The sequence below is a fragment of the Microlunatus spumicola genome (assembly GCF_039536445.1).
In the GTDB taxonomy this organism is placed as follows: Bacteria; Actinomycetota; Actinomycetes; order Propionibacteriales; family Propionibacteriaceae; genus Microlunatus; species Microlunatus spumicola.
In genome coordinates this window covers 764,274-787,031 of the sequence record NZ_BAAAYR010000004.1, presented here as the reverse complement: position 1 = coordinate 787,031, position 22,758 = coordinate 764,274, and the positions used below count along the sequence as shown (strand labels likewise).

Genomic DNA, 22,758 nt, shown 5'->3' with positions numbered 1-22,758 from the left:
TGACGTGCCCGACGTGAGCATCATCGTCACCACGTACAACATCGAGGCCTACGTGGAGGAGTGCCTCGAGAGCGTCGCCGCGCAGACCCTGGAGGACCTCGAGGTCCTGGTCGTCGACGACGGCTCGAGCGACTCCACGCCGGAGAAGGTCGCGGCGTTCTGCGCCCGCGACCCGCGCTTCGTCCCGGTGCTGCTCGGCACGAACAGCCCGGGCGGGGTCGCGACCGCGGCCAACGCCGGGCTCGACCGCGCCACCGGGCGGTGGGTGGGTTTCGTCGACGGCGACGACTTCGTCGAGCCGCGGATGTTCGAGCGCCTGGTCGAGGCGGCCGAGTCCTGCGACGCCGACCTGGCGATGTGCGAGTACCAGGAGGTCGTCGACGGCACGGGCGAGCGGCGCGACCCGGCCGACGCGAACCGCTGGGCCGGGCTGACCACGCGGTGCCAGGCGCTGGACGTCCCGACGCGCAAGCAGGTGCTGCGGTTCATCGCCGTGCCGTGGCGCAAGCTCTACCGCCGCAGCCTGCTCGAGGAGCACGCGATCCGCTTCCCGGTCAGCGACGGCTTCTACGAGGACAACCCGTTCCACTGGTTCACGGTGCTGTCGGCGCGCTCGCTCGCGGTCGTGCCGGAGGTGCTCTGCTACCACCGCGTCGGACGGGCCGGGCAGACCATGGCCACGGTCGACGTGCGGCTGTTCCAGCTCTTCTCCCACCACGACACGATCCACGCCTGGCTCACCGAACGGCGGCTGCTCGAGGTCTACGAGACCTCGCTCCTGGGCTGGGTGATCTCGCAGATGGAGTGGATCGCGCGCCGTACGCCCGGGCCGCTGCAGCGCACGCTCTTCGACACGCTCGTCCCGGTCTTCGCGCAGTACACGCCGGAGACGGTGGCGGCCGCGCTGCGCGAGGGCGGCAAGGGCTCGACGGCGCAGCGGCTGAGCGCGGCGGTCCGCAAGCGGGAGTTCGGGAGCTTCGTCCGGACGCTCACGACGCGGCCTGGCTCGAACAACCCGCTGGTCACCGCCGGGTTCCACCTGCGGCACTCCGGCGTCCAGCACACGGTGACGCTCACCGGCCGCTACCTGCGCAACGCGCTCCAGGGGGGCGCGGCCACCCGCGTCACGCGGCAGATCTCCCGCGTACGCCGGCGCGAACCGTCGCGCCAGGACCTGATGTTCGGGCTGATGGTGATCCAGCAGCGCCTCGACGGGCTGGCGGGGCAGCTGGCCCAGCTCGAGGGTCGGCTCGAGGACCGCGACGGCGACCGGGAGCAGCCGGGCGCCGAGGCCGTCCCGACCCCGCGCCGTTCGCACCCCGTCTAGGCGGGCGGGGGTCCGGCGGGCGGCAGCTTCCCCGCCCGGAGGTCGGCCTCGAGGCGGACCTGGGCCTTCTGCAGGTTGTTCACGGAACGGCGCAGCGCGGCCAGCTCGTCGAGGAGCTGGCGGTGCCGCGCACGGCCGAGCGCCTGGTCGGCCAGGTGCCGCCCGCGCTCGCGCCAGCGGGCGACCCCGCCGAGCGGGACGACCGGGGCCGCCGCCTCGTCCGGCTGGCGCAGGAGGTCACGCAGCCCGTTCCAGTCGGCCGCGGCGACCAGCCGGAGGTGGTCCGTGGTCAGGCCCTTCTTGAGGTCCGCCGCCGTCAGCCCCGCGACGAGCGGGTCGGCGAGCAGCGCGGACAGCTCGCGCAGGGCGGCCGGCCCGGCGCCCGGGCCGACGTTCACGATCGAGGCGAGGTAGCGCTGCTGGAGCAGCACCCGGGGCAGCGAGATCTCGCAGAGGATCGCCCGCCGCTCGTCCTCCGGCAGGCCGCTCGCGCGCAGAGCCTCGAGCATCGAGTGCAGGATCCGGTGGTTCTTGTCGATCGCGCGCTCGGCGGTGTTGGCGCGTCGCGAGAGGTGCGGAGGTTCGTTGGGGTCGCCCGCGTGCCGGGTCAGGAAGTAGTAGTCGTAGCCGCCGAGCATCAGGAAGCGGCTCGCCCCCAGGAGGTACGAGAAGGCGAACGCGATGTCCTGCCCGGACGGCAGCCCCTCGTCGAACCGCAGCCCCTGGCGCTCCACCTCGGCCCGCCGGAAGACCTTGTGCACGGTGAGCGTGGTCAGCGCCTTCATCCGCTTGACGTCCATCCGCGGCTGGCGCACGGACGCGGCGCCGACCCGGCCGTTCACGAGGACCTGGTGCAGCGCGACCCAGTCGGCGGGGGTCTCGGTGAGCGCGTCGGCGATGCGGGTGAGCGCTTCGCTCCCGATGGTGTCGTCCGAGTCGACGAAGAAGACGTACTCGCCGACGGCCTCGTCGAGGATCCGGTTGCGCGGTCGTGCCGCGCCCCCGGAGTTCGTCTCCGAGCGGAGGACGCGGAAGAAGCCGGGCCGGTCGGCGAAGCGGCTGGACAGCTCGTCGAGGATCGCCCGCGTCTCCGGCTCGGTGCTGCCGTCGTCGGAGACGACGATCTCGTAGCGCTCGTGGGGGAGGGTGCCGTCGATGACCGACGCCAGGCAGGCCCGCAGCAGCGACCGCCCGTTGAAGACCGGGATGCCGACGGTGAGGAAGCGTCCGCCCGCCGGCGCGCCGGTCGCCAGGTCGGCGGGGCCGCCGAGGCCGTCAGGCATCGACGAAGAGGGACGGGACGGGCGTGTCGTGCTCGACCGCGTGCAGGATGCCGTCGGCCGCGGTCAGGGCCTCGGCGATGGTGACGTCCATGTCGAGGTAACGGTAGGTCCCGAGCCGGCCCACGAAGGTCACCCTGGTCTCGGCCCGCGCGGCGTCGAGGTACTGCCGCAGCACGCCCTTGTCCTCCGCCAGCCGGATCGGGTAGTAGGGCGTGTCCCCCTCGCCCGCCAGCCGGCTGGTCTCCCGGAAGCAGACGGTCCCCTCGTGCTCCTCCCACGGCGCGAAGTGCTTGTGCTCCGCGATCCGCGTGTACGGCACCTCGAGGTCGCCGTAGTTCATGACCGCGCACCCGAGGTGGTCGCCGACCGCACGGATCTCCTCGAAGTCCAGCGTGCGGTAGCCGAGCCGGCCGTAGCGGTGGTCGAACCACGCGTCGAGCGGCCCGGACCAGACCGAGTGGTCGAAGCCGGCGCGGTCGGCGGCGGTGTAGGCGGTCGAGAGCTGCACGGTGATCCCCGGGTGGTCGAGGATCGCCTCGACGATCGCGGTGTAGCCGTCGCGGGGGATCGCCTGGTGCGGGTGGTGGAAGTAGGAGTCCTCGTAGCTGAACCGCAGCGGCAGCCGCTTGAGCACGGACGCGGGGATCTCGGTCGGGGCCAGCCCCCACTGCTTGCGCGTGTAGCCGAGGAAGAACGCCTCGTAGAGCCGCCGTCCCATGAACTTGAGCGCCTGCTCCTCGAAGTTCCGCGGCTCGCCGATCGACGAGTCGGCCTGGTCGGCGATGAAGGCCTTCGCCTCGTCCGGGCCGAGCGTCGTCTCGAAGAGCTGGTTGATCGTCAGCAGGTTGACCGGGAGCAGGTAGACCCGGCCCTCGACCGTGGTGCGGACCCGGTGGTTGAACGGCATCATCGTGCCGAAGCGGTTCACGTACGCCCACACCCGCTCGTCACCGGTGTGGAAGATGTGCGGGCCGTAGCGGTGGACCATCACCTGGGTCTCGGGGTCGCGCTCGGTGTGGCAGTTGCCCGCCACGTGGTCGCGGGTCTCGAAGACCACGACGTCGTGGCCGGCCTCGGCGAGCCGGCGGGCGATGACGGCGCCGGAGAACCCCGCCCCCGCGACCGCGACGCGCAGCGCTCTCGTTCTCGTCACGAGGCGTGACGCTAGAGGCGCCGGACGGCCCCGGACCGCCCTGGACGCCCTCGGTGCGAAGTGGTCTCCGAGTGCTCGCCGGGGCGTCGCCGGGTGGTCGCCTGCTCGTCACCCAGGCGTCGGGACCGGGTCCGGGGAGGGCGTCGCGGGAGCGGTCGGGACGCCGCCCCCGGGGACCAGCCGGAGGCAGCGCAGCGCCTCCCGGAGCTGCCGGGCGGCGGTCCGGACGTGGCCGGCGCGGGCCTGCTGGAGCGCGGTGCGCGAGGCGAAGACGGCCGCGTACAGGAGGGCGCGTCGGCCCAGGGGACGGCGGCGACGTTCCGGGACGTGAGAGAGGACGACACCGACGGCGGTGACGCGCTCGCGGACGTTCGCGCCGGTCCGGACGCGGGCCGAGGTGTCGGAACCGGCGTGGCGCCGGTAGCAGGCCAGGACCTCGTCGACGAAGACCACCGGCCCGTGCGCGGCGAGCCGCGTCCACATCTCCCAGTCGGCCGCGTGCGGCAGGTCGGTCCGGTAGCCGCCGACCTCCTCGTACGCCGAGCGGCGGACCACGATCCCCGGGGTCCTTACGCGGTTCGAGAGGACCAGCGACGCGAGGGCGTCGGTCCACACGCCGGTCCCGCGGCGGTAGGAGCGCGTGGTGTGGGTCGGGCGGTCGTCGGCGTCGACGTCGCGCGCCCGGCAGACCGCGGCCACCACCGTCTCGTCGGCGAGGGCCGCCTCGAACGCGGCGTAGAAGCCGGGCAGGACGAGGTCGTCCCCGTGCAGCAGGTGCACCAGCCGGCCGCGGGCCAGCGTCACGCCCCGGTTGAACGTGCCGATCGCGCCGAGATGGCCGGGGTTCGGCAGGTAGCGCACCCGCCCCCGCCCGAGCCGCTCGACGACGCCGCCGGGGTCGTCGGTCGACGCGTCGTCGAGGACGAGGACCTCGGCGTCGTCGCGCTCGCCGAGCTGGGCCAGCACCTCGGGCAGCGCCCGCGCGAGGTAGCCCGCGCAGTCGTGGACGGGGATGACGACCGACCACGTGGGCGCTGCGGTCGCCGCGTCGGCGACGGGCGGGATCTCGGGCACGCGGCCGGAGTGTAGGGCAGCCGGATGGCCGGCAGGCGGCGCTGCGCCAGGTCCTGCCGGCGCCCGTCCGAGGAGGTTCCCGGTGAGTTGCGGCGGTGCTCGTGTCCGGTTCACCTGCCGTTCAGCCGGGGCCCGGAGTCTTCGTCGTGCGGGCCCCCGCGTACGAGACCTTGGAGGATCGTGATGGCGCTTGCGCTCGCACCACGCCGGCACGACCTGCCGACGCCGCTCGCGCAGGTGGTGCCCTTCGTGCGCCGCCACCAGCTCGCCGTCGTCGTGCTGACCCAGGCCAACCGTCCCGCCGAGCTCGTCCGGGCGATCGCGTCCGTGCGCGCCCAGCGCGGGGTGGACGTGCAGCTCGTCCTGGTGCTGAACGGCGCCGCTCCCCGGAGCCTCGGCGGCCACGTCGACGTCCCGTGGATGGGCCCCGACGACCAGCTCGTGGTGCTCCCCGAGAACGTGGGCATCCCCGGCGGCCGCAACATCGGCGCGGCGACCGCCAGCGCCGACCTGCTGCTGTTCCTCGACGACGACGCCGAGCTGCTCGGCCCGACCGTCCTGGCCACGGCCGTCGCACGGTTCGGGGCCGACGCCGGCCTCGGCGCGATGGCGATCCGCCTGGTCGACGAGGAGGGCCTCACGCAGCGCCGGCACGTCCCGCGCGTCGGGGCCCGGTCCGCGCTGCGCTCCGGTCCCGTGACCCACTTCATCGGTGCCGCGTGCGCCGTCCGCGCCGACGCGTTCGCCGACCTCGGCGGCTTCGACCGGCAGTTCTTCTACGCGATGGAGGAGTCCGACCTGTCCTGGCGGCTCCTCGACGCCGGCTGGTCGATCTGGTACTCCGCCGACCTCACCGCCTTCCACCCGCGTACGGCGCCCTCCCGGCACCCGGGGCACGTGGTCCTCACCGCACGGAACCGGATGTGGGCGTCGCTCCGTTCGCTCCCGGTCCCGGTCTGCGTGGCCTACCTGCTGACCTGGACCCTCGTCGCCGTCCTCCGGGGAGGTTCCGCGCGCCAGGTCGTCGACGGCTACCGCCAGGCGTGGCAGGCCCGCCCGACGCGCCGGCCGATGCGCTGGAGCACGGTCGCGCGGATGACCCGGCTCGGTCGTCCGCCCGTCCTCTGAACCCTTTCCCGGTCCGTCCGGGACCGGGTCCGAGGACCCGGCGGTCAGTCGAGGGTCTGACGCACCTTGCGCTTGCCGCCGGGCAGCCGGAGCTCGCTCAGCCGACGCTTGCGGACGAAGCGGCGCCGCACCTCCGGGTGCACCTCGAGGAACCCGATGGCGGCCGCGCGGCGGTCGACGAGCAGGCCGGGCTGCATCGCGTACGCGACCGTGGCCATCAGCCCCGGCAGGTCGACCGGGCGGGGCGCCTCGCCGCCGGGGGTGGAGGTCCAGCTCCGCAGGTCGGGCACGGTCGCCGCGACCAGGGTGGCGGCGGTGCGGCGCGCGTCGTCGAACGGGTCGAGGTGCTTGAGCACGACCTCGGAGTCGAGCTGGGCGACGCGGTGGCCGAAGACCTCCCGGGCGACGAGCAGGTCCTCGGTGGCCGACCCCACGACCAGGCCGACGCCGGCGAGCCCGAGCCAGGCCTCGACCGGGCGGGCGTCGGTGACGACCGTCAGGTCGGCCCGCGCACCGCGGGCGGCCTTGTCCAGGTGGCGGCGGGTGCGGGCGGGTGCGTCGTCGTCGAGGAGCAGCACGAGGCGGGTGTGCCCGGCCTCGGCGCAGCGCTGGACCATCGCGACGAGCAGGTCGGCCTGCTCCTCGCGGTCCAGGGCGGAGGCCCAGGCCCCCGAGCGGCCCAGGACGAGCGTGGTCGGGTCCGGCACCGCGTCCGGGGCCGGCAGCGCGGCGGCCGCCTCCCGCAGCGCGTCCGCGGGGACCGCGGACACGGGGACGGCCCGCTCGGTGAGCAGGAGCGGGTCCAGCGCGGGGACGAGCCCGACCGTGACGATCTGGCGGACGCGCTTGGCCAACCGGCCCTGCAGCGGTCCGGACGTCGGCCCGTACGCGGCCGCCCCGCTTGCCAGCAGCGTCACGGGGGCGTCGCCGAAGCGGCGCGAGAGGTTCCGGCCCGCCGCGAGGGTGCGGGTCCCGACGACGAGCTCGACCTCGGACCCGAGGGCGGCGGCGACCGAGGCGGGGTCGTCGTCCGGGCCGACGTGGATGCGGTCCGTCGACGGTCCCAGCAGCCCGGCCGCGGTGGCGGCCTGCGCCAGCAGGTCCTCGGACGGGGTGGAGGTGACCAGGAGCTGCGTGGTCATGCGCGGTCGCCCCGACCCGGGAGCGTCGATACGGTCACGCCGCGAACCTAGGAGCCGGCGGCGGCACGAGGTGGCCGCCGCAGGTGTCCCGGGCCAACGGGAGGTGAACTCCTGGCACCCGGGCCGCCGGGCGCCAGGAGTTGCGGTGCCGTTCGTCCGTCGTTCGCCCGTCTCCGGGCGGGACGTCGCCTCGGCTCCTTAGATTCGTTCGATGTCGACGGAATGCTCCACCCTCGCGCTGGTCGAGGGTCCGGCCCAGCTGTTGGACGTGATCGAGCTCGCCCACGCCTGCGAGGGCGGCGACGACCTCGGTGAGCTGCGGGTCGCGGTGCTGGCGCCGGCGCTCGGCCGCGGGCGCGAGCAGCTCCGGGGGATGGTCGCCCTCGCGCGTCAGGAGGGGCTGGCGGTGAGCTGGCACGAGCCCCGTTCCGGCGGCGCCTCCGTCGCCCGGACCGTCCGCAACCTGCTCGACGAGCTGGGCCCGACGCGCCGGCTCGTCGTCGCGGACCCCTTCTCCGGCGTCGCCCAGGTCCTGATCAGCCTCGTCCGCCCCACCGACCTCACCGTGGTGGACGACGGCGGTGCGACCGCCGAGCTGGTCCAGCATCTCGCCGGGCTCCGGCTGCGGCGGGCCTCGGAGGAGCGGACGCGGCTGCGGGTGTTCACGTCGGTGCCGCGCGGGGCCGTGGGTCCCGAGCCGCTGGGTGTCGAGGTCCGCCGCAACGACTACGCCTGGCTGCGCGGCCGCTGGCCGGGCCCGGAGATCCACGACGGCGCGGACCTGGTCGGCGCCCCGCTCGTCGAGGCCGGCGAGGTCGCCGTGACGGCGTACCTGGCCGCCGTCGAGCGGCTCGTCGCCCAGCAGGGCGTGACCCGCTACCTCGCGCACCGGGGCGAGTCCGACGACAAGCTCGAGCAGGTCCGCGGGCTCGGCGTCGACGTGGACCGTCCGACCCTCCCGCTCGAGATCGCCGTCCGCCGCGGCCCGGTCGGGGCCACCGTCATCGCCTTCCCGTCGGTCGGCGTCCACACCCTGCCGGTGGTCCTCGCGGGCTCCGGCGTCCGTACGCTCCTCTGCGGCGTGGCCGACCGTCAGGCGCGCGCCGTCTGCTGAGATGGACCCATGCAGGTGATCGCCCACCGCGGCGCAAGCGGCTACCGGCCCGAGCACACCCTGGCCAGCTACGAGCTGGCCATCGCGCAGGGCGCCGACGTCATCGAGCCGGACGTCGTCGCGACGCGGGACGGCCACCTGGTGGTGCGCCACGAGAGCGCGATCACGGCCACCACGGACGTGGCCGACCACCCGGAGCTGGCCGACCGCCGCACCACCAAGACCATCGACGGCCGGCAGGTGACCGGCTGGTTCACCGAGGACCTCACGCTGGCCGAGCTCAAGACCCTGCGGGCGCGCGAGCCGCTGCCGCAGCTGCGGCCGCAGAACGTGGCGTACGACGACGAGGCGATCCTCACCCTCGACGAGGTGCTCGCGCTCGCCCGGCGCTCGACCACGGTCGACGGCCGCCCGGTCGGCGTCGCCCCGGAGACGAAGCACCCGTCCTACTTCCGCTCCATCGGGCTGCCGCTGGAGGAGCCGCTGGTCGAGGCGCTCGGTCGGCACGGCTGGAGCCGCGCGGACGACCCCGTCGTGATCCAGAGCTTCGAGACGGGCAACCTCCGGGCGCTCGCCGCGATCACCGACCTCCCGCTGATGCAGGTCATCCACGTGACCGGGGCCCCGTTCGACCTGATCAGCGCGGGGGACCCAAGGACGTCCGTCGACCTCGTCACCCCGCGCGGGCTCGCGGAGATCCGGGAGTACGCCGGCCAGCTCGGCCTGCACAAGGACCTGATGATCCCGCGCGACGCGGACGGCCGGCTGCTCGAGCCGGGACCGGTGCTGGCCGACGCCCACGAGGCCGGGCTGCGCGTGACCGGGTGGACGTTCCGGCGGGAGAACCGCTTCCTGCCCCTGCAGCTGCGCAGCAGCGAGGACCAGGACGGGGTCGGCGACCTCACCGCCGAGCTCGACGCGTTCGTCGCGGCCGGCATGGACGACTTCTTCACCGACAACCCCGACATCGGCAGCGCGGTGCGCCGCTCGGCGGTGCGCGTCTAGGACGCGCGCGCTCGGCGGTGCCCGTCGAGGACGCGACGGTCACGGGCGCGCCGCCCGGCGTTGGCCGGTCGTTCACCCGCCGCTGCCACCATCCGTCGCGTGAGCGAGCACCAGGTGCTGGGGCCGGCGACGGCCGGGTGGAGCGACTACGTGGGGACGGCGGCCGCGGAGGACGCGGTCGCCACGCTGGGCTCGCCCAGCCTCTACGAGCTGGCGGGGGTCGACCGCGAGCGCTGGACGATCCTCGGGATCGACATCGCGGTGGACCGCACGACCGAGGTCACGGTCTACGCGTTCGACCGGCAGCGCCACAACCTCGTCAGCGTCGAGGAGATCGAGCGCCTCGGCTGGGAGTCCGGCCAGATCCCCGTGACCGCGTTCCCCGTGGCCGACGCGCACGTCGAGGCCTTCGTCGAGGACGCGTTCAAGCGCCTGTCCGTGCGCCTCGTCGCGCGCCCGGTGCGCGACCAGGCCCTCGTCGTCGAGGACTGACGCCCGCGCCGCTGAGCCGGTCGGCTCGACGAGGTCAGGGGACACGCCCCTGAGCCTGTCGAAGGGCCCGGAACGGGTCGGCGCAGGTGCACGAGCAGGAAGCCGACCTCTTCGAGGCCCTTCGACGAGCTCAGGGGGCGTTCCCGCCGCTCACGTCTGCGGTCGGTGGCGCTCGACGGCGTGGACGCTGCCGTCCTCGGTCAGGTGCGCGACGAGGAACTCGCCCGTCACCAGCGTGGTCGGCGCCATCTCGAGGGCGTCGAGGACGTGGGGGAGCACCGGCCGGTGCACGCAGATCGCCGTCGGGCGACCCGTGCGGACCGTGCTCGACCGCACCCGGCGGATGATCTTGGCGACGCCGGCCGCGTCTCCGGAACCCTCCTCCTCGGTCAGCCCGGGGTAGGTGGTGATCTTGAGCTTCGACGCCGTCGCGTACGGCTGCAGGGTGCTGAGGCAGCGCACCGCGGTCGACGACACGAGCCGCTCCACCCCGTACGCCCCGAGCATCGGCACGAGCAGCTTGGCCTGCTTGCGACCCTGGGCGTTGATGGGGCGCGCCGAGTCCTTCTTGGACCAGTCCTTGCGGTCCATGGCCTTCGCGTGCCGGACGATCACCAGCGGCGTGGTCACCGGCTGCTCGAGGTACTGCTCGAGCAGGAAGTGGTCGGCGGCGTACGAGAGCCGCCCGAGCGCCGCGCGGACCGGCAGCCAGGACACGACGTCGACCTCGTGGTCGGGGGCGCGCCGAGCGGTGTGGAGCGCGGTCGCGCCCCAGTAGCTGACCTTCTTGATCCCCGTCAGCAGCTTGCCGTGCTTGGACAGGTCCGGCCGGGCCGGCTTGGTCAGGTCGTAGGAGACCGTGTCGAGCGGGATGCCGAGGCGGACGGTCACGCCCGTCTCCTCGAGGACCTCACGGACCGCGGCGGCGGGGACGGACTCGCCGTTCTCGACCTTGCCCTTCGGCAGCGACCAGTCGTCGTAGCGCTTGCGGTGCACGACGCACACCTCGGTGCCACGTACGGGGTGCTGTCGGGTCACGACCGCACCACCGGCCAGGACCGGTCGGGCGGGGATGACCTGCACCCCGCCGGCCCGCATGACCGAGACGGTCACCGCGACGGGTTCGCGCCGGACCGCCTCCGGCTCTTGGTGGCGATCAGCAGCTCCTGCATGTCCTGCAGCGGCCGACCGTCCTCGTCGAGCGTGAACTGCTCCCAGGTGCCGTCCGGCTGGAGCTTCCACGACGCCGTGCGCTTGTCGAAGGCGACGTCGAAGAGCTCGCCGATCTCCGTCACGTGCGCGGGGGAGTTGATCGACGCCAGGACCTCGACGCGGCGGTCGAGGTTGCGGTGCATCAGGTCGGCGGAGCCGATGCCGACGCTGGGCTGGCCGCCGTTGGCGAACCAGAACAGCCGGCTGTGCTCGAGGAACCGGCCCAGGATGCTGCGGACGCGGATGTTCTCGCTCAGCCCGGGCGCGCCCGGACGCATCGTGCAGATGCCGCGGACCCAGAGGTCGACCGAGACGCCGGCCTGCGAGGCGCGGTAGAGCGCGTCGCAGATGGCCTCGTCGACCAGCGAGTTGACCTTGATCCGGATGCCCGACGGGCGGCCGGCCTCGTGGTGGGCGATCTCGGTCTCGATGCGTTCCAGCAGCCCGGTCCGCACGCCGTGCGGCGCGACCAGGAGCCGCTTGTACGAGGTCTCCTGGCTCATCCCCGAGAGGTGGTTGAACAGCCGGCCGATGTCGTCGGTGATGATCGGGTTCGCGGTCAGCAGGCCCATGTCCTCGTACGTCCGCGCGGTCTTGGGGTTGTAGTTCCCCGTGCCCACGTGGGCGTAGCGGCGCAGCCCGTCGGGCTCGTCGCGGACGACGAGCGAGAGCTTGCAGTGCGTCTTGAGCCCCACGACGCCGTAGACGACGTGGCAGCCGTGCCGCTCGAGCCGACGGGCCCAGGCGATGTTCGCCTGCTCGTCGAAGCGCGCCTTGATCTCGACCAGCGCGAGCACCTGCTTGCCGGCCTCGGCCGCCTCGATCAGGGCGTCGATGATCGGGGAGTCGCCGGAGGTGCGGTAGAGCGTCTGCTTGATCGCCAGCACCTGCGGGTCGTCCGCCGCCTGCTCGATGAAGCGCTGCACGCTCGTGGCGAAGGAGTCGTACGGGTGGTGCAGCAGCACGTCGCGCTGCTTGATCGCCGCGAACATGTCGGCGGGCTGCGCGGTCTCCACCTCGGCGAGGTGCGGGTGGGTCGTCGGCAGGAACGCCGGGTACTTGAGGTCGGCGCGGTCGAGGTCGGTCAGCGAGAACAGCCCGCGCAGGTCCAGCGGGCTGGGCAGCTTGAACACCTCGCGCTCGGTGATGTCGAGCTCGGTGACGAGGATCTCCAGCATCCGCGGGTCCATGTCGTCCTCGACCTCGAGGCGCACGGGCGGGCGGCCGACCTTGCGGCGCAGCAGCTCCTTCTCGAGGGCGAGCAGGAGGTTCTCCGCGTCGTCCTCCTCCACCTCGACGTCCTCGTTCCGGGTGACCCGGAAGACGTGGTGGCTGACGACCTGCATGCCGCTGAAGAGCTGGTCGAGGTGGCGGGCGATGACGTCCTCGAGCGGGACGAACCGGCCCTCGTCGAGCTGCACGAAGCGCGGCAGCACGGTCGGGACCTTGACCCGGGCGAACTGGCGGGAGCCGGTCTCGGGGTTCTTGACCAGGACGGCGAGGTTGATCGACAGCCCCGAGATGTAGGGGAAGGGGTGCGACGGGTCGACCGCGAGCGGCGTCAGCACCGGGAAGATCCGGTCGGCGAACAGCACGTGCATGCGCTCGCGCTCGTCCGGCCGCAGCTCGTCCCAGCGCAGGAGCTCGATGCCCTCGGCGGCCAGCGCCGGGCGGATCTCGTCGGCGAAGAGCCTGTGCTGCTCCTCCACGAGCTCGCGGGTGCGGTTCAGGATCGCGATGTGGAGGTCGCGGGGCAGCAGCCCGCTGACGCCCGGCACGGCGACGCCCGCGGCGATGCGCCGCTTGAGGCCGGCGACGCGGACCATGAAGAACTCGTCCAGGTTCGAGGCGAAGATCGCCAGGAACTTGGCCCGCTCGAGCAGCGGCACGCGCACCTGGTCGCGGGCGAGGTCGAGCACGCGGTTGTTGAAGGCGAGCCACGACAGCTCGCGGTCCAGGAACCGGTCGGCCGGCAGCTCCGGTTCGGGGAGCCTGTCGACGAGGCTCAGGTCCGCCCCGTCGGTGTTGATGGTGCCGCCGTCGGTCTCCAGGCTGGGGACAGCCGTGTCGACCACGTCCATCACGCTCCTCTTGCTCGGGAAGGGCTGATGCTACTCAGAACAGGTGAACGCTCTTACGCGGTCGAGACGGTGGGACCGCTCCCGGGACCCGCGTATATGACGTCGCGGGCCGCCTCCGTGAAGCCGTACGCCCGGTAGAGCCCGACGGGTCCCGGCTGGTCGGCCTCGACGTAGAGCTCGACCACGTCGTCGCCAGCGTCGCGCAGGTGCGCGAGCCCGGTCAGCAGCAGGGCCTTGGCGAGACCGCGGCCCTGCGCGTCGGGGTCGACGCCGAGCACGTAGACCTCCCCGAGGCCCGCCTCGCCGAGCGCGTCGTGCTGCTTGGTCCAGTGGAAGCCGAGTACCGGCCCCTCCGGATTGCTCTGTCCTGAGGGGGGACGACCCCCCACACCCCCCGGAGGCTTCCCTTCGCTGGCGCTCCCGGAAGCCCGGGCCAGGAAGAAGCCTTCCGGGTCGAACCAGGCCTCGCCCGTCCGCTCGGCCAGGTCCTCGGCCGTGATCGAACCCTGCTCGGGGTGGTGGGCGAAGGCCCGCGCGTTGGTCCGCAGCCACGCCTGCTCGTCCTGACCCACGCGGAAGGTCGTGATCGTGACGCCCTCCGGCACGACCGGCTCCGGCAGGTCGGCAAGGGGTCGCTTCATGATCAGCAGGGTGCGGCTCGCGATCAGGCCCGTGCGCGCGGCCAGGGCCGAGGCGGCGGGGGAGTCGCCCAGCGCCCACACCCGCAGCTCCACGCCGGCCGTGCGGGCGACGTCGAGGAGGGCCTGCACGAGCAGGCTCCCGACGCCGTGCCGCCGGACCCGCGGGTCCACGACCAGCTGCCCGGTGCCGTCGTCGGCCAGCTGGGCGTAGCCGACCGGTTCGGTCCCCTCGACCACGACCAGGTGCCGGGTGTCGCCCCGGTCGGGGTGCTTGAGGGCCAGCACGCCGGCCTCGTTCAGCGGCGGGGACGGGTCGACCGCGGCGGCCCGGTCGAGCAGCGCGCCGACCGCCTCCAGCAGGTCCGGTCCCGGGTCGGCGACCACCCGTACGCGGGTCCCGGCCACCTCGTCGCGCGGGTCGCCGCCCTCGTCACCAGTCATGGCGGTCACGCTAGCGGGCCCGGCCGGCCTGGCCGCTGCGCCTATCCTGACCGCCGTGACGAACGCGGGTACGGCCGGCATCGAGCGGGACCTGGTCGGTCGGGCGCAGCACAACGCGATGCTGGTGGCGGTCGGCTCGATCCTCGCCACGGCCTCGGTGATCCTCGCGCTGCTCGCCCTGAACGCGACGACCCGTGGGGTCACGTCGACGACCGCCGTGCCCTGGATCATCACGCTGCTGGTCTGCGGCGCCGTGGTCGGCCTGATCTGCGTGTCCCAGCAGCGGCTGTGGCTGCGCGCGGCGAACGCCTGGGGCGCCGGCGTCCCGAACGGCGGCGAGCGCCTGTCCTGGGTGCTGCACCTGGTGTCGTACCCGGTGGTCGTCCTCGGCCTGTTCGCCGGCATCGCCGCGAGCCACGCGGTCGACTTCGCCGGGGCGGTGGCCAACTGGTCGGCCCTCGCGATCGTCCCGCTGATCGCCTCCCAGGTCGTCGGCGCGGTCCGGTACGTCCGCAAGGCCGGTCCTCCCGGCACCGTCCCGACCCACGTCCGCGCCCTCGCCGCCCGGATCGAGCGCTCGCGCCACGAGGACTGAGCGCACCGCCGGTGACCGAGCCCGCGACCGGCTGGCTCGCCCTGGGCCTGTCCTTCTCGCTCCTCGCGACCGGAGGGCGGAGGACGCCGCTCGACCTCTCGGGCTCCCCGTCCTACCGGGCTAGCTGGGGTCTTCCCTGGACGCAGGGGACGGAGCAGACCGACGCGTGGGTGCTGTGCGGCGCACCGATCTCGTTCGCCCCTGGTGCCGCCGGTCGCGTGGTGATCGCTCCCGTGATCGACCTCGCCCTGCAGCACTGGCGACGGCTGCGGGTCGGGGACGCGCTCCGAGCCTTCGAGGGTGCCAAGGTCGTGGGGTCCGGGCAGGTCCGATGGATCGTGGACGTCGAGAGCTCGACGCCCACGGGGAGCTTGCTCGAGCGGTTTCGGAGCTGGGTCGGCGGAGGCGGGGAGCCTCGGGCCTCGAGGGTCTAGAAGGGCTCAGCCCGCGGAGACGCGGTTGGTCTCCCGGCCCGGCTCGTCGGCCGGCGTGACGAAGCGGTAGCCGACGTTGCGCACGGTGCCGATGACCGACTCGTACTCGGGGCCGAGCTTGGCGCGCAGGCGACGGACGTGGACGTCGACCGTCCGCGTGCCCCCGTAGTAGTCGTAGCCCCAGACGTCGCTGAGCAGCTGCTGCCGGCTGAAGACCCGGCCCGGGTGCTGCGCCAGGTACTTCAGCAGCTCGAACTCGGTGTAGGTGAGGTCGAGCTGGACGCCGTTGAGCTTGGCGCTGTAGCCGGCCTCGTCGATGACGATGTTGCCGGTCTGGATGAGGGGGTCGACCCCGGCGTGCGAGACCGGCGTCATGGCCAGGCGGAGCCGCGCGTCGACCTCCGCCGGTCCGGCGGAGGCGAGCAGCATGTCGTCGAACCCCCAGTCGGAGCTCAGCGCGGCGAGGCCGCCCTCGCTCGCGATGACCAGCAGCGGGGACTCCTTGCCGGTGGTCTCGATGAGCCGGCAGAGCGAGCGGGCGCCGACCAGGTCGCGGCGGGCGTCGAGCAGGATCACGTCGGCGGCGGGCGCATCGAGCAGCGCCGTGGCCTCGGCCTGGGCGACCTTGACCTGGTGGGGGAGCAGCTCGAGCGCGGGAAGGATCTCCGCGGACGCGTGCATGTCGTTCGTCAGAAGCAGCAGAGTGGCCATCGCGGGTCTCCTCAGCAGGGGTGATCGGGACCGATCAGCAAGCGCCGGACCGCACCCGGGCCCCTTCGTCGCTGCCCTGGTGCATGGCTGGACACTAACGCAGTGACGCAGGTGACCTTCAATTTCTGGGCCGGGGCGCGAGCCGCTGCCCAGACCCCGTCCGAGACGGTCGAGGCGGGCACCGTGGCCGAGGCGCTGGACGCCGTCCTCACACGGCACGACGAGGACCGCTTCACGCGTGTGATCAGGGCATCCAGTCTTCTGGTCGACGGGATCTCGGCCTCCGAGGCCCTCCTGCGGCGCCCCCTCGAAGGCCCCACCGTGGTCGAGGTGCTGCCCCCGTTCGCGGGCGGTTGAGGCCCCCGACCGGCCTCTCAGGCTCCTCTTGGGTGAACACAATGTGAACAACTTCACGTTCGCGGGGCAGGCGTGAGCACTCGGGGGTTCTCACATGCTGGACGCGAGTCTCGCGATCCGGTCCTCCGGCTGCCGATCGGGAGGCGGCCGTCGTAACGTGGTCGCCATGACGACCGCGTGGGCACTCCCGCTGGTCCGCCGCCGTGCGGTGGACCACGGTCGAATGCGCTCGTCGCTCTGTCGGCCCTGACCTGGGTGCCTGACCGGCCCTGCTGACCGCGGCCCCGCCGCGCAGCACGGGCACGCGCCCCGCGGCGCACGTACGACCCGCACGCACCCGCTCGAGCCCACGTGGCCGACCGTCGCGTCCGGCCTCATCCAACGCACATCCGCACAGGAGCCACACATGAGCACGTCTGAAGTCCTCGTCGACGCCGACTGGGTCGCCGAGCACGCGTCCGACGACAACGTCGTCCTCGTCGAGGTAGACGAGGACACGACCGCGTACGAGGGCGGCCACATCGAGGGCGCCGTGAAGCTGGACTGGAAGAAGGACCTCCAGGACCCGGTGCGCCGCGACTTCGTGAACCGCGAGCAGTTCGGTGCGCTCCTGTCCGAGCGCGGCATCGCGAACGACGACACGGTCGTGCTCTACGGCGGCAACAACAACTGGTTCGCGGCGTACGCGTACTGGTACTTCAAGCTCTACGGCCACGGTGACGTCCGCCTGCTCGACGGCGGCCGCAAGAAGTGGGAGCTCGACGCCCGTCCGCTCTCCTCGGAGACCGTCACCCGCCCGGCGGCGCAGTACGAGGCGGCCGAGCCCGACCTGACGATCCGCGCGTTCCGCGACGAGGTCGTCGAGGCGATCGGCACCGACGCGCTGGTCGACGTCCGCAGCCCCGACGAGTTCGCCGGCCGGCTGCTGGCCCCGGCGCACCTCCCGCAGGAGCAGGCGCAGCGCGGCGGCCACATCCCCACGGCGATCAACGTCCCGTGGAGCAAGGCGGCCAACGACGACGGCACGTTCAAGTCGGCCGAGGACCTCAAGGCCCTCTACGGCAACGCCGGGCTCGACTTCGAGACCGACATCATCGCCTACTGCCGCATCGGTGAGCGCAGCGCGCACACCTGGTTCGTGCTGCACGAGATCCTCGGCCAGGCCAACGTCAAGAACTACGACGGCTCCTGGACCGAGTACGGCTCCCTCGTCGGTGTCCCGGTCGCCGTCGGCGACGAGCCCGGCACCGTCTAGTCCACCGCCTGACCACCCTCTCGCCCCAACCCCTTCGAAGAACGAGGTCCATCTCATGTGCGGAGCCACCAAGGGCGGCCTGAGCATCGCCGGCGTCGACACCTCCAAGGAGGCGGTCATCCAGGGCCGCGTCCTGCGCGGCGGCGAGGCCGTCGCCGGCGCGTACGTGCGCCTGCTCGACCCGTCGGGCGAGTTCACGGCCGAGGTCCCGACGTCGGCGACGGGCCACTTCCGGTTCTTCGCCCACGACGGCCGCTGGACCCTGCGCACCCTCGCGCCGGGCGCCAAGGCCGACCGTACGGTCGTCGCCTCGGTCGGCACCGTGGCCGAGGTCGACGTGGAGCTCACCGCCGCCTGAGCCTGAGCCTCACCTGCTTCACGCAAGTGGTCGCTCCCGACCTCCTGACTCACGTCAACGGGGTCCGGGGCGACCACTTTCTTGTTCAGCGGGGCGGGGGGGTCGTCCCCCTCATGAGTCCGTGTCGAGGACCAAGGTCATCGGGCCGTCGTTCACCAGGGCGACCTGCATCATCGCGCCGAAGACGCCCGTCTCCACGTGCGCGCCGCGCGCCCGCAGAGCGGCGACGAAGGCCTCGACCAGCGGCTCGCTGACCGGTCGGGGCGCGGCGGCGTTCCAGGACGGCCGCCGTCCCTTGCGGGTGTCCGCGTAGAGGGTGAACTGGCTGACCACCAGCAGGGGAGCGCCCTCCTGCTCCGCGGAACGTTCGTCGGCCAGGATGCGCAGCGTCCACACCTTGTCCGCGAGCCTGGCCGCGTCCGCCTCGGTGTCGTCGTGGGTGACCCCGACCAGGACGACCAGCCCGGGACCCGGGAGCGAGCCGACCACCTCGCCCTCGACGGTCACGCTCGCGCTCGTCGCCCGCTGCACCACCACCCGCACGCCGTGAGGCTAGCCACTCCCCGACAATGGCCGCATGCCGGAGTCTCCGCGTCCCCTGATGGTCAAGATCACCTGCGGGGCCGAGGCCGCCGAACGGGCGAACCAGGCCTGGACCGTGGCGGCCACCGCGCTCGCCGCCGGGGCCGAGGTCGGCGTGTTCCTCACCGGTGAGGCCGTCTGGTTCGCGGTTCGCGACGCCCAGCCCGACCTCGGTCTGGAGCACGCGACCCCGGTGGCCGACCTGGTGGCGCCGCTCGTCGACCTCGGCGCCGTCGTCGTCTGCACCCAGTGCGCGGCCCGGCGCGAGCTCACCCAGGCCGACCTGCTGGACGGCTGCACGATCGCGGGAGCGGCGACGTTCGTCGAGCGGGTGCTCCAGCCCGACGTCCAGGCGCTGGTCTACTGACCCCGCCGCCGTCCCCCTGAGCCCGCCGCCGCTCCCTGAGCCCGCCGCCGCTCCCTGAGCCCGCCGCCGCTCCCTGAGCCCGCCGCCGCTCCCTGAGCCCGCGCCCGTTCCCTGAGCCTGTCGAAGGGCGCTACAGCCCGAGCGCCTCGGCGACCTGCGCGGCCGTGACGGCGCCCGGCTGCTGACCGCGTACGGAGGCCTGGCGGACGAGCGAGGCCAGCCGGGCGTTGAGCGGGGCCTGCCGGCCGAGCCCGTGGGCGATGCGGGCGATCTCGCCGTTGAGGTAGTCGGTCTCGACGTTCCCCGTCCCGCGCGTGAGCGACTGCCAGGTTGAGCCGCCGACGTCGTCCGGCACCCCGGGGACGTGGTGCATCGTGAAGGCCGCCTTGCGCGCCGCCGCCTCCTCGGCGTCGGGGGTGACCTCGATGCCCGCGGCGTCGAGCACCTCCCGGGCCTCGCCCTCCACCGCCGCGGCGAGCTGCTCCGTGCCGCCCCCGGCCCCGACCAGGGCCTGCAGGCCGTTGGCCAGGTTGGAGATCAGCTTGCGGTACTTCCACGGCATCACGTCGGCGGGCCGCGGGGCGTCGAAACGGCCCGCCTCCAGGTCGGCGGCCACGGTGGCCACGAGCTCCTGCTCGCGGCCTGCCGGGATCGACCCGAGGTGCAGCATTCCCGACGTGGGCCCGCCGCGGATGATCACCTCGCCGGCGGTCAGGTGCACCGACGGCAGCCAGACGCACACGCCGACCACCCGGGCGAACCAGCGCAGCGCCATGGACTCGGCGGCCACGCCGTTGAGCGCGGTGAAGACCGGCAGCAGCGCGCCCGCGGAGCCCACGATTCGGCCGTCGGCGTGCACGTCGACGTCGGCCCACGTCCGCAGCGCCGCCTCGACCTGCTGGGTCTTCGTCGCGAACACCAGCACGTCGTCCGGGGTCAGCTCGAGCTCCTCCGGTCCGCCGACGGCCGGGACGTCGAGCCGGACGTCCTCGTCCGGCGTACGCAGCCGGAGGCCGTCGCGGCGCAGGACGTCCAGGTGCTCGCCGCGGGCGACGAGGACGACCGGGCGTCCGGCCTGGTGCAGCCGGCCACCGATCGCCCCTCCGATGGCTCCGGCCCCGATGACGACGTAGCGGTTCGGCACGTGGGCCACGCTATCCGGGGCGCTCGATAGGCTGGCGCGATGCCGTTCGAGATCCCTGATGGGCTGAACCCCGCCGTCAACCGCCTGGCCTGGCTCGTCGGCCGCTGGGAGGGCACCGGCAAGGGTGTGTACCCGGGCACCGAGGAGTTCGACTTCGGCCAGCAGATCGACTTCGCCCACAACGGCGGCGACTTCCTGCACTACCTGTCGCAGACCTTCGAGGTCGACGAGGAGGGCAAGGCCGTGCGCCCGCTCTCCATGGAGACCGGCTTCTGGCGTCCCCAGCCCGACGACGCGCTCGAGGTCGTCATGTGCCACCCGGCCGGCTACGCCGAGGTCTGGTACGGGAAGATCACCGGCGCCAAGATCGAGCTGACGACCGACGCCGTCGTCCGGACGTCGAGCGCCGACGAGTACACCGCCGGCCAGCGCCTGTACGGGCTCGTCGAGGGCGACCTGCTGTGGACCTTCGACAAGGCGGCCGGCGGGCACCCCCTGCAGAACCACCTCTGGGCGCGGCTCCGCCGCGTCTAGCGACGAGGGGCGAGGCGCCTGACCCGGGCCACGCCCTGCGCGCCCGGACGGGAAGAAACCTCCGCCCCGGCGCGCTGACCCCCGTATGAGCGAGGAGCGCCGACCGACCCCCGTCGTGGCCGAAGAGGGCCCGGACGCCGGGGTGCCCTGGCACTACGGGGACCCCGTACGCGAGCAGCGTGCGCTGGAGCGCGGCGTCGGGCGCGTCGACCTGTCGCACCGCGGCGTCCTGCGGGTCACCGGGCCGGACCGGCTCACCTGGCTGCACTCCCTGACCACCCAGCACCTGCTGGGCCTCCAGCCGGGGCAGGGGACCACGACGCTGGTGCTGTCCCCCCAGGGCCACCTCGAGCACGCGCTGTACGGCGTCGACGACGGCACCGCGTTCTGGGCGCACACCGAGCCCGGGGCGGCGGCCGCCGCGGCGGCCTGGCTGGACTCGATGCGCTTCATGATGCGGGTCGAGGTCGAGGACCTCAGCGACTCCGTCGCCGTCGTCTGGACCGCCGACCCGGACGCCGCCGAACCGCTCGCCCTCGTCACGCGCCGGGCCCCCGACTCGCTCGGCGGCGCCGAGCTGCTGGTGCCGCGCGACCGGCTCGCCGACGCCCTCGGCGACGGCCCGCGGGCGGGGACGTGGGCGTACGAGGCGCGACGCGTCGCCGCCGGCGTCCCGAGGCCCGGCCTCGACACGGACGCCCGCACGATCCCGAACGAGGCCGGTCTGATCGGCGTCGCGGTGCACCTCGACAAGGGCTGCTACCGCGGGCAGGAGACGGTCGCCCGCGTGCACACCCTCGGCCGTCCGCCGCGGCGGCTCGTGCTGCTGCTGCTCGACGGGACCGAGGAGCGGCTGCCCGCGCCCGGCTCCCCGCTGACGCTGGACGGGCGCGCGGTCGGTTTCGTGGGGAGCTCCGCCCGCCACCACGAGCTCGGCTCGATCGCCCTCGGGCTGGTCAAGCGGAACGTCGAGGTCGACGCCACCCTGCTGGCCGACGGCGTCCCGGCCGCCCAGGAGACCCTGGTCGACCCGGAGGTCGGGCTGCACGTCCGACCCCGCCTCGGGGTGCGCTGACGCCGGACCTGGCCGCCACAGGGTCGGGGCGTAACCTCGTCGCAACAGTGTCGACGAAGGGAGCCCCTATGGGTATCGGTGACAAGATCTCGAACAAGGTCGAAGAGCTGGGCGGCAAGGCCAAGGAAGCCGCCGGCGACGCGACGGACAACGAGCGTCTCCAGGCCGAGGGCCAGGGCGACCAGGCTTCGGCCCAGACGAAGCAGGCCGGCGAGCACGTCAAGGACGCTGCCGGTGACGTCAAGGACGCCTTCAAGTAGCACGACGTCCTCGACTCAGCCGTCACCCTCGCGGGTGGCGGCTGAGTCGTCTCCGGGGCCCTCGACGACGGCCCCCTCAGCACCCGCACGACCCACCACTCACGACGAGGACTGCCCATGACCGAGACCACCCCTGACGTCCCCGGCGACGCCCCGACGGAGGCTCCGGCCGAGCAGTCGGTGCCGAGCGCGACCTCCACGGCCGCCGACCCCTCGAGCGCCACCCCCGGCGACACCGCGTCCGACCCCGAGACGCCGCCCGCCGGCGCCCCGGCCGCGCGCAAGACCACCACCCCGCGCAAGGCCGCGACGCCCCGCAAGACGGCGACCCCGCGGAAGACCGCGACGCCGCGCAAGACCGCGAGCGCCCGGACGACCGGTGCAGCCGGCACCACGACGACCGCGCGCAAGACCCCGGCCCGTCCCGCGAGCCCGCGCACGACCGCCCGCAAGACCGCGGCGACCACCCCGGCCCCGACGCCCCAGTCCGGCGCCGAGACGCCCGACTCGCCGGCGACCGCGCCGAACAACAAGCAGGCCCTGCCCGCCGAGACCGCCGAGCGCCTGAGCCGTCGTCCCGACGGCGGGTCGGCGACGCCGCCCTCGCCGGCGGCCCGCCCGGTCATCGACACCCCGGTCAGCGACGTCATCACCGAGATCGACAACCAGGTCGACGCCCAGGCCGACCAGCTGCAGGCCCTGCGCCGTGCGGTCGCCGACGCCGAGCAGCGTCTCGCCAGCCTCGAGGCCGCGGTCAGCGCCGCCGCCGCCCCGGCTCCCACGGCCGCTGCGACGAACGGCACGGCGGACGCGAAGAAGGCGGACAAGAAGGCCGACGCGAAGAAGGCCGACGCCAAGAAGTCCGACAAGAAGTCGGACAAGAAGGCGGACAAGAAGGCCGACAAGAAGGCCGACGCCAAGAAGGCGGACAAGAAGTCCGACAAGAAGGCCGACGCGAAGAAGTCCGACAAGAAGTCGAAGAAGAGCAAGAAG

General features: G+C 73.4%; 24 protein-coding genes and 1 pseudogene. 15 read left to right on the top strand and 10 right to left on the bottom strand.

Annotated features, from left to right (window positions below):
* Window positions 1-4: 4 nt before the first annotated feature.
* Window positions 5-1,327 (top strand): glycosyltransferase, encoded by a 1,323-nt coding sequence (locus tag ABD665_RS16590; protein WP_204910056.1) that lies wholly within the window; start codon window positions 5-7, stop codon window positions 1,325-1,327.
* On the opposite strand, the gene ABD665_RS16585 is transcribed toward ABD665_RS16590, so the two are convergent.
* The 3 genes from ABD665_RS16585 to ABD665_RS16575 form a co-directional block, all read right to left on the bottom strand.
* Entirely contained in the window at window positions 1,324-2,610 is a 1,287-nt protein-coding gene (locus tag ABD665_RS16585; RefSeq protein WP_204910055.1) for a glycosyltransferase, read from the bottom strand. The genes ABD665_RS16590 and ABD665_RS16585 overlap by 4 nt on opposite strands.
* Window positions 2,603-3,763, bottom strand: coding sequence for a UDP-galactopyranose/dTDP-fucopyranose mutase family protein (locus ABD665_RS16580; protein ID WP_344742531.1), 1,161 nt, complete (start codon window positions 3,761-3,763; stop codon window positions 2,603-2,605). Before ABD665_RS16580 ends, ABD665_RS16585 begins: the two co-directional genes overlap by 8 nt.
* Before the next feature lie 108 nt (window positions 3,764-3,871).
* The gene (locus ABD665_RS16575; RefSeq protein ID WP_204910054.1) at window positions 3,872-4,837 is read right to left on the bottom strand and encodes a glycosyltransferase; all 966 of its coding nucleotides are present in this window, start codon (window positions 4,835-4,837) and stop codon (window positions 3,872-3,874) included.
* Between the two features lie 183 nt (window positions 4,838-5,020).
* On the opposite strand from ABD665_RS16575, the gene ABD665_RS16570 reads away from it, so the two are divergent.
* Window positions 5,021-5,965 (top strand): glycosyltransferase, encoded by a 945-nt coding sequence (locus ABD665_RS16570; RefSeq protein ID WP_204910053.1) that lies wholly within the window; start codon window positions 5,021-5,023, stop codon window positions 5,963-5,965.
* A 44-nt stretch (window positions 5,966-6,009) separates the two neighbouring features.
* Here ABD665_RS16570 and ABD665_RS16565 read toward each other — a convergent pair whose 3' ends face one another.
* Window positions 6,010-7,107 (bottom strand): hypothetical protein, encoded by a 1,098-nt coding sequence (locus tag ABD665_RS16565; RefSeq protein ID WP_204910052.1) that lies wholly within the window; start codon window positions 7,105-7,107, stop codon window positions 6,010-6,012.
* Window positions 7,108-7,318: 211 nt separating this feature from the next.
* Here ABD665_RS16565 and ABD665_RS16560 point away from each other — a divergent pair, with 211 nt between their 5' ends.
* From ABD665_RS16560 to ABD665_RS16550, 3 genes are all read left to right on the top strand, one after another.
* Window positions 7,319-8,221 (top strand): hypothetical protein, encoded by a 903-nt coding sequence (locus ABD665_RS16560; RefSeq protein ID WP_204910051.1) that lies wholly within the window; start codon window positions 7,319-7,321, stop codon window positions 8,219-8,221.
* Between the two features lie 9 nt (window positions 8,222-8,230).
* On the top strand, window positions 8,231-9,226 hold the full coding sequence (locus ABD665_RS16555) for a glycerophosphodiester phosphodiesterase family protein (RefSeq protein ID WP_204910050.1): 996 nt from the start codon (window positions 8,231-8,233) through the stop codon (window positions 9,224-9,226).
* A gap of 99 nt (window positions 9,227-9,325) precedes the next feature.
* Window positions 9,326-9,718, top strand: a complete 393-nt coding sequence (locus ABD665_RS16550) for a hypothetical protein (RefSeq protein ID WP_204910049.1) — start codon at window positions 9,326-9,328, stop codon at window positions 9,716-9,718.
* Between the two features lie 150 nt (window positions 9,719-9,868).
* On the opposite strand, the gene ABD665_RS16545 is transcribed toward ABD665_RS16550, so the two are convergent.
* Genes ABD665_RS16545 through mshD form a run of 3 tightly spaced genes read right to left on the bottom strand, consistent with a single transcriptional unit; the run spans window position 9,869 to window position 14,093 of the window.
* Window positions 9,869-10,831: an NUDIX domain-containing protein gene (locus ABD665_RS16545; protein ID WP_204910048.1), complete on the bottom strand. Its 963-nt coding sequence runs from the start codon at window positions 10,829-10,831 to the stop codon at window positions 9,869-9,871.
* Complete coding sequence (locus tag ABD665_RS16540; RefSeq protein ID WP_204910047.1) at window positions 10,828-13,011, bottom strand: RNA degradosome polyphosphate kinase; 2,184 nt, start codon at window positions 13,009-13,011, stop codon at window positions 10,828-10,830. The genes ABD665_RS16545 and ABD665_RS16540 overlap by 4 nt, the downstream gene beginning before the upstream one ends.
* A 53-nt stretch (window positions 13,012-13,064) precedes the next feature.
* On the bottom strand, window positions 13,065-14,093 hold the full coding sequence (gene mshD / locus ABD665_RS16535) for a mycothiol synthase (RefSeq protein ID WP_204910046.1): 1,029 nt from the start codon (window positions 14,091-14,093) through the stop codon (window positions 13,065-13,067).
* A 55-nt stretch (window positions 14,094-14,148) separates the two neighbouring features.
* Between mshD and ABD665_RS16530 the strand changes: the two genes are divergently transcribed.
* The gene (locus tag ABD665_RS16530; RefSeq protein WP_204910045.1) at window positions 14,149-14,688 is read left to right on the top strand and encodes a hypothetical protein; all 540 of its coding nucleotides are present in this window, start codon (window positions 14,149-14,151) and stop codon (window positions 14,686-14,688) included.
* An 11-nt stretch (window positions 14,689-14,699) separates the two neighbouring features.
* Window positions 14,700-15,122 (top strand): hypothetical protein, encoded by a 423-nt coding sequence (locus ABD665_RS16525; RefSeq protein ID WP_204910044.1) that lies wholly within the window; start codon window positions 14,700-14,702, stop codon window positions 15,120-15,122.
* Between the two features lie 6 nt (window positions 15,123-15,128).
* Here the strand turns inward: ABD665_RS16525 and ABD665_RS16520 are convergent, their stop codons facing one another.
* Complete coding sequence (locus ABD665_RS16520) at window positions 15,129-15,833, bottom strand: winged helix-turn-helix domain-containing protein (RefSeq protein WP_204910043.1); 705 nt, start codon at window positions 15,831-15,833, stop codon at window positions 15,129-15,131.
* A 102-nt stretch (window positions 15,834-15,935) separates the two neighbouring features.
* On the opposite strand from ABD665_RS16520, the gene ABD665_RS16515 reads away from it, so the two are divergent.
* The 3 genes from ABD665_RS16515 to ABD665_RS16505 all read left to right on the top strand — a co-directional run bounded on the left by ABD665_RS16515 (window position 15,936) and on the right by ABD665_RS16505 (window position 17,803).
* Complete coding sequence (locus tag ABD665_RS16515; RefSeq protein WP_204910042.1) at window positions 15,936-16,190, top strand: MoaD/ThiS family protein; 255 nt, start codon at window positions 15,936-15,938, stop codon at window positions 16,188-16,190.
* A gap of 406 nt (window positions 16,191-16,596) precedes the next feature.
* Entirely contained in the window at window positions 16,597-17,445 is an 849-nt protein-coding gene (locus ABD665_RS16510) for a rhodanese-like domain-containing protein (protein ID WP_204910041.1), read from the top strand.
* A gap of 55 nt (window positions 17,446-17,500) precedes the next feature.
* Window positions 17,501-17,803 (top strand): DUF1416 domain-containing protein, encoded by a 303-nt coding sequence (locus ABD665_RS16505; protein WP_204910040.1) that lies wholly within the window; start codon window positions 17,501-17,503, stop codon window positions 17,801-17,803.
* 111 nt (window positions 17,804-17,914) lie between these two features.
* On the opposite strand, the gene dtd is transcribed toward ABD665_RS16505, so the two are convergent.
* On the bottom strand, window positions 17,915-18,346 hold the full coding sequence (gene dtd / locus ABD665_RS16500; protein WP_204910039.1) for a D-aminoacyl-tRNA deacylase: 432 nt from the start codon (window positions 18,344-18,346) through the stop codon (window positions 17,915-17,917).
* 34 nt (window positions 18,347-18,380) lie between these two features.
* Between dtd and ABD665_RS16495 the strand changes: the two genes are divergently transcribed.
* Entirely contained in the window at window positions 18,381-18,752 is a 372-nt protein-coding gene (locus ABD665_RS16495) for a DsrE family protein (RefSeq protein WP_204910038.1), read from the top strand.
* A 130-nt stretch (window positions 18,753-18,882) separates the two neighbouring features.
* Here ABD665_RS16495 and ABD665_RS16490 read toward each other — a convergent pair whose 3' ends face one another.
* The gene (locus ABD665_RS16490; RefSeq protein WP_204910037.1) at window positions 18,883-19,896 is read right to left on the bottom strand and encodes a 2-dehydropantoate 2-reductase N-terminal domain-containing protein; all 1,014 of its coding nucleotides are present in this window, start codon (window positions 19,894-19,896) and stop codon (window positions 18,883-18,885) included.
* Between the two features lie 39 nt (window positions 19,897-19,935).
* Between ABD665_RS16490 and ABD665_RS16485 the strand changes: the two genes are divergently transcribed.
* From ABD665_RS16485 to ABD665_RS16470, 4 genes and pseudogenes are all read left to right on the top strand, one after another.
* Window positions 19,936-20,430, top strand: coding sequence for a heme-binding beta-barrel domain-containing protein (locus tag ABD665_RS16485; RefSeq protein WP_204910036.1), 495 nt, complete (start codon window positions 19,936-19,938; stop codon window positions 20,428-20,430).
* A gap of 85 nt (window positions 20,431-20,515) precedes the next feature.
* Window positions 20,516-21,505, top strand: coding sequence for a CAF17-like 4Fe-4S cluster assembly/insertion protein YgfZ (gene ygfZ, locus ABD665_RS16480; RefSeq protein ID WP_204910035.1), 990 nt, complete (start codon window positions 20,516-20,518; stop codon window positions 21,503-21,505).
* A gap of 68 nt (window positions 21,506-21,573) precedes the next feature.
* Window positions 21,574-21,765, top strand: a complete 192-nt coding sequence (locus ABD665_RS16475) for a CsbD family protein (RefSeq protein ID WP_204910034.1) — start codon at window positions 21,574-21,576, stop codon at window positions 21,763-21,765.
* Window positions 21,766-21,882: 117 nt separating this feature from the next.
* Window positions 21,883-22,758, top strand: a pseudogene (locus ABD665_RS16470) (hypothetical protein); the annotation flags it as partial.

Coding starts and splice junctions, on each gene's coding strand:
- ABD665_RS16585 (WP_204910055.1), bottom strand. CDS start 2,610: ATGCCTGACGGCCTCGGCGGCCCCGCCGACCTGGCGACCGGCGCGCCG.
- ABD665_RS16570 (WP_204910053.1), top strand. CDS start 5,021: ATGGCGCTTGCGCTCGCACCACGCCGGCACGACCTGCCGACGCCGCTC.
- ABD665_RS16565 (WP_204910052.1), bottom strand. CDS start 7,107: ATGACCACGCAGCTCCTGGTCACCTCCACCCCGTCCGAGGACCTGCTG.
- ABD665_RS16560 (WP_204910051.1), top strand. CDS start 7,319: ATGTCGACGGAATGCTCCACCCTCGCGCTGGTCGAGGGTCCGGCCCAG.
- ABD665_RS16555 (WP_204910050.1), top strand. CDS start 8,231: ATGCAGGTGATCGCCCACCGCGGCGCAAGCGGCTACCGGCCCGAGCAC.
- ABD665_RS16540 (WP_204910047.1), bottom strand. CDS start 13,011: ATGGACGTGGTCGACACGGCTGTCCCCAGCCTGGAGACCGACGGCGGC.
- mshD (WP_204910046.1), bottom strand. CDS start 14,093: ATGACTGGTGACGAGGGCGGCGACCCGCGCGACGAGGTGGCCGGGACC.
- ABD665_RS16520 (WP_204910043.1), bottom strand. CDS start 15,833: ATGGCCACTCTGCTGCTTCTGACGAACGACATGCACGCGTCCGCGGAG.
- ABD665_RS16510 (WP_204910041.1), top strand. CDS start 16,597: ATGAGCACGTCTGAAGTCCTCGTCGACGCCGACTGGGTCGCCGAGCAC.
- ABD665_RS16505 (WP_204910040.1), top strand. CDS start 17,501: ATGTGCGGAGCCACCAAGGGCGGCCTGAGCATCGCCGGCGTCGACACC.
- ABD665_RS16495 (WP_204910038.1), top strand. CDS start 18,381: ATGCCGGAGTCTCCGCGTCCCCTGATGGTCAAGATCACCTGCGGGGCC.
- ABD665_RS16485 (WP_204910036.1), top strand. CDS start 19,936: ATGCCGTTCGAGATCCCTGATGGGCTGAACCCCGCCGTCAACCGCCTG.
- ygfZ (WP_204910035.1), top strand. CDS start 20,516: ATGAGCGAGGAGCGCCGACCGACCCCCGTCGTGGCCGAAGAGGGCCCG.
- ABD665_RS16475 (WP_204910034.1), top strand. CDS start 21,574: ATGGGTATCGGTGACAAGATCTCGAACAAGGTCGAAGAGCTGGGCGGC.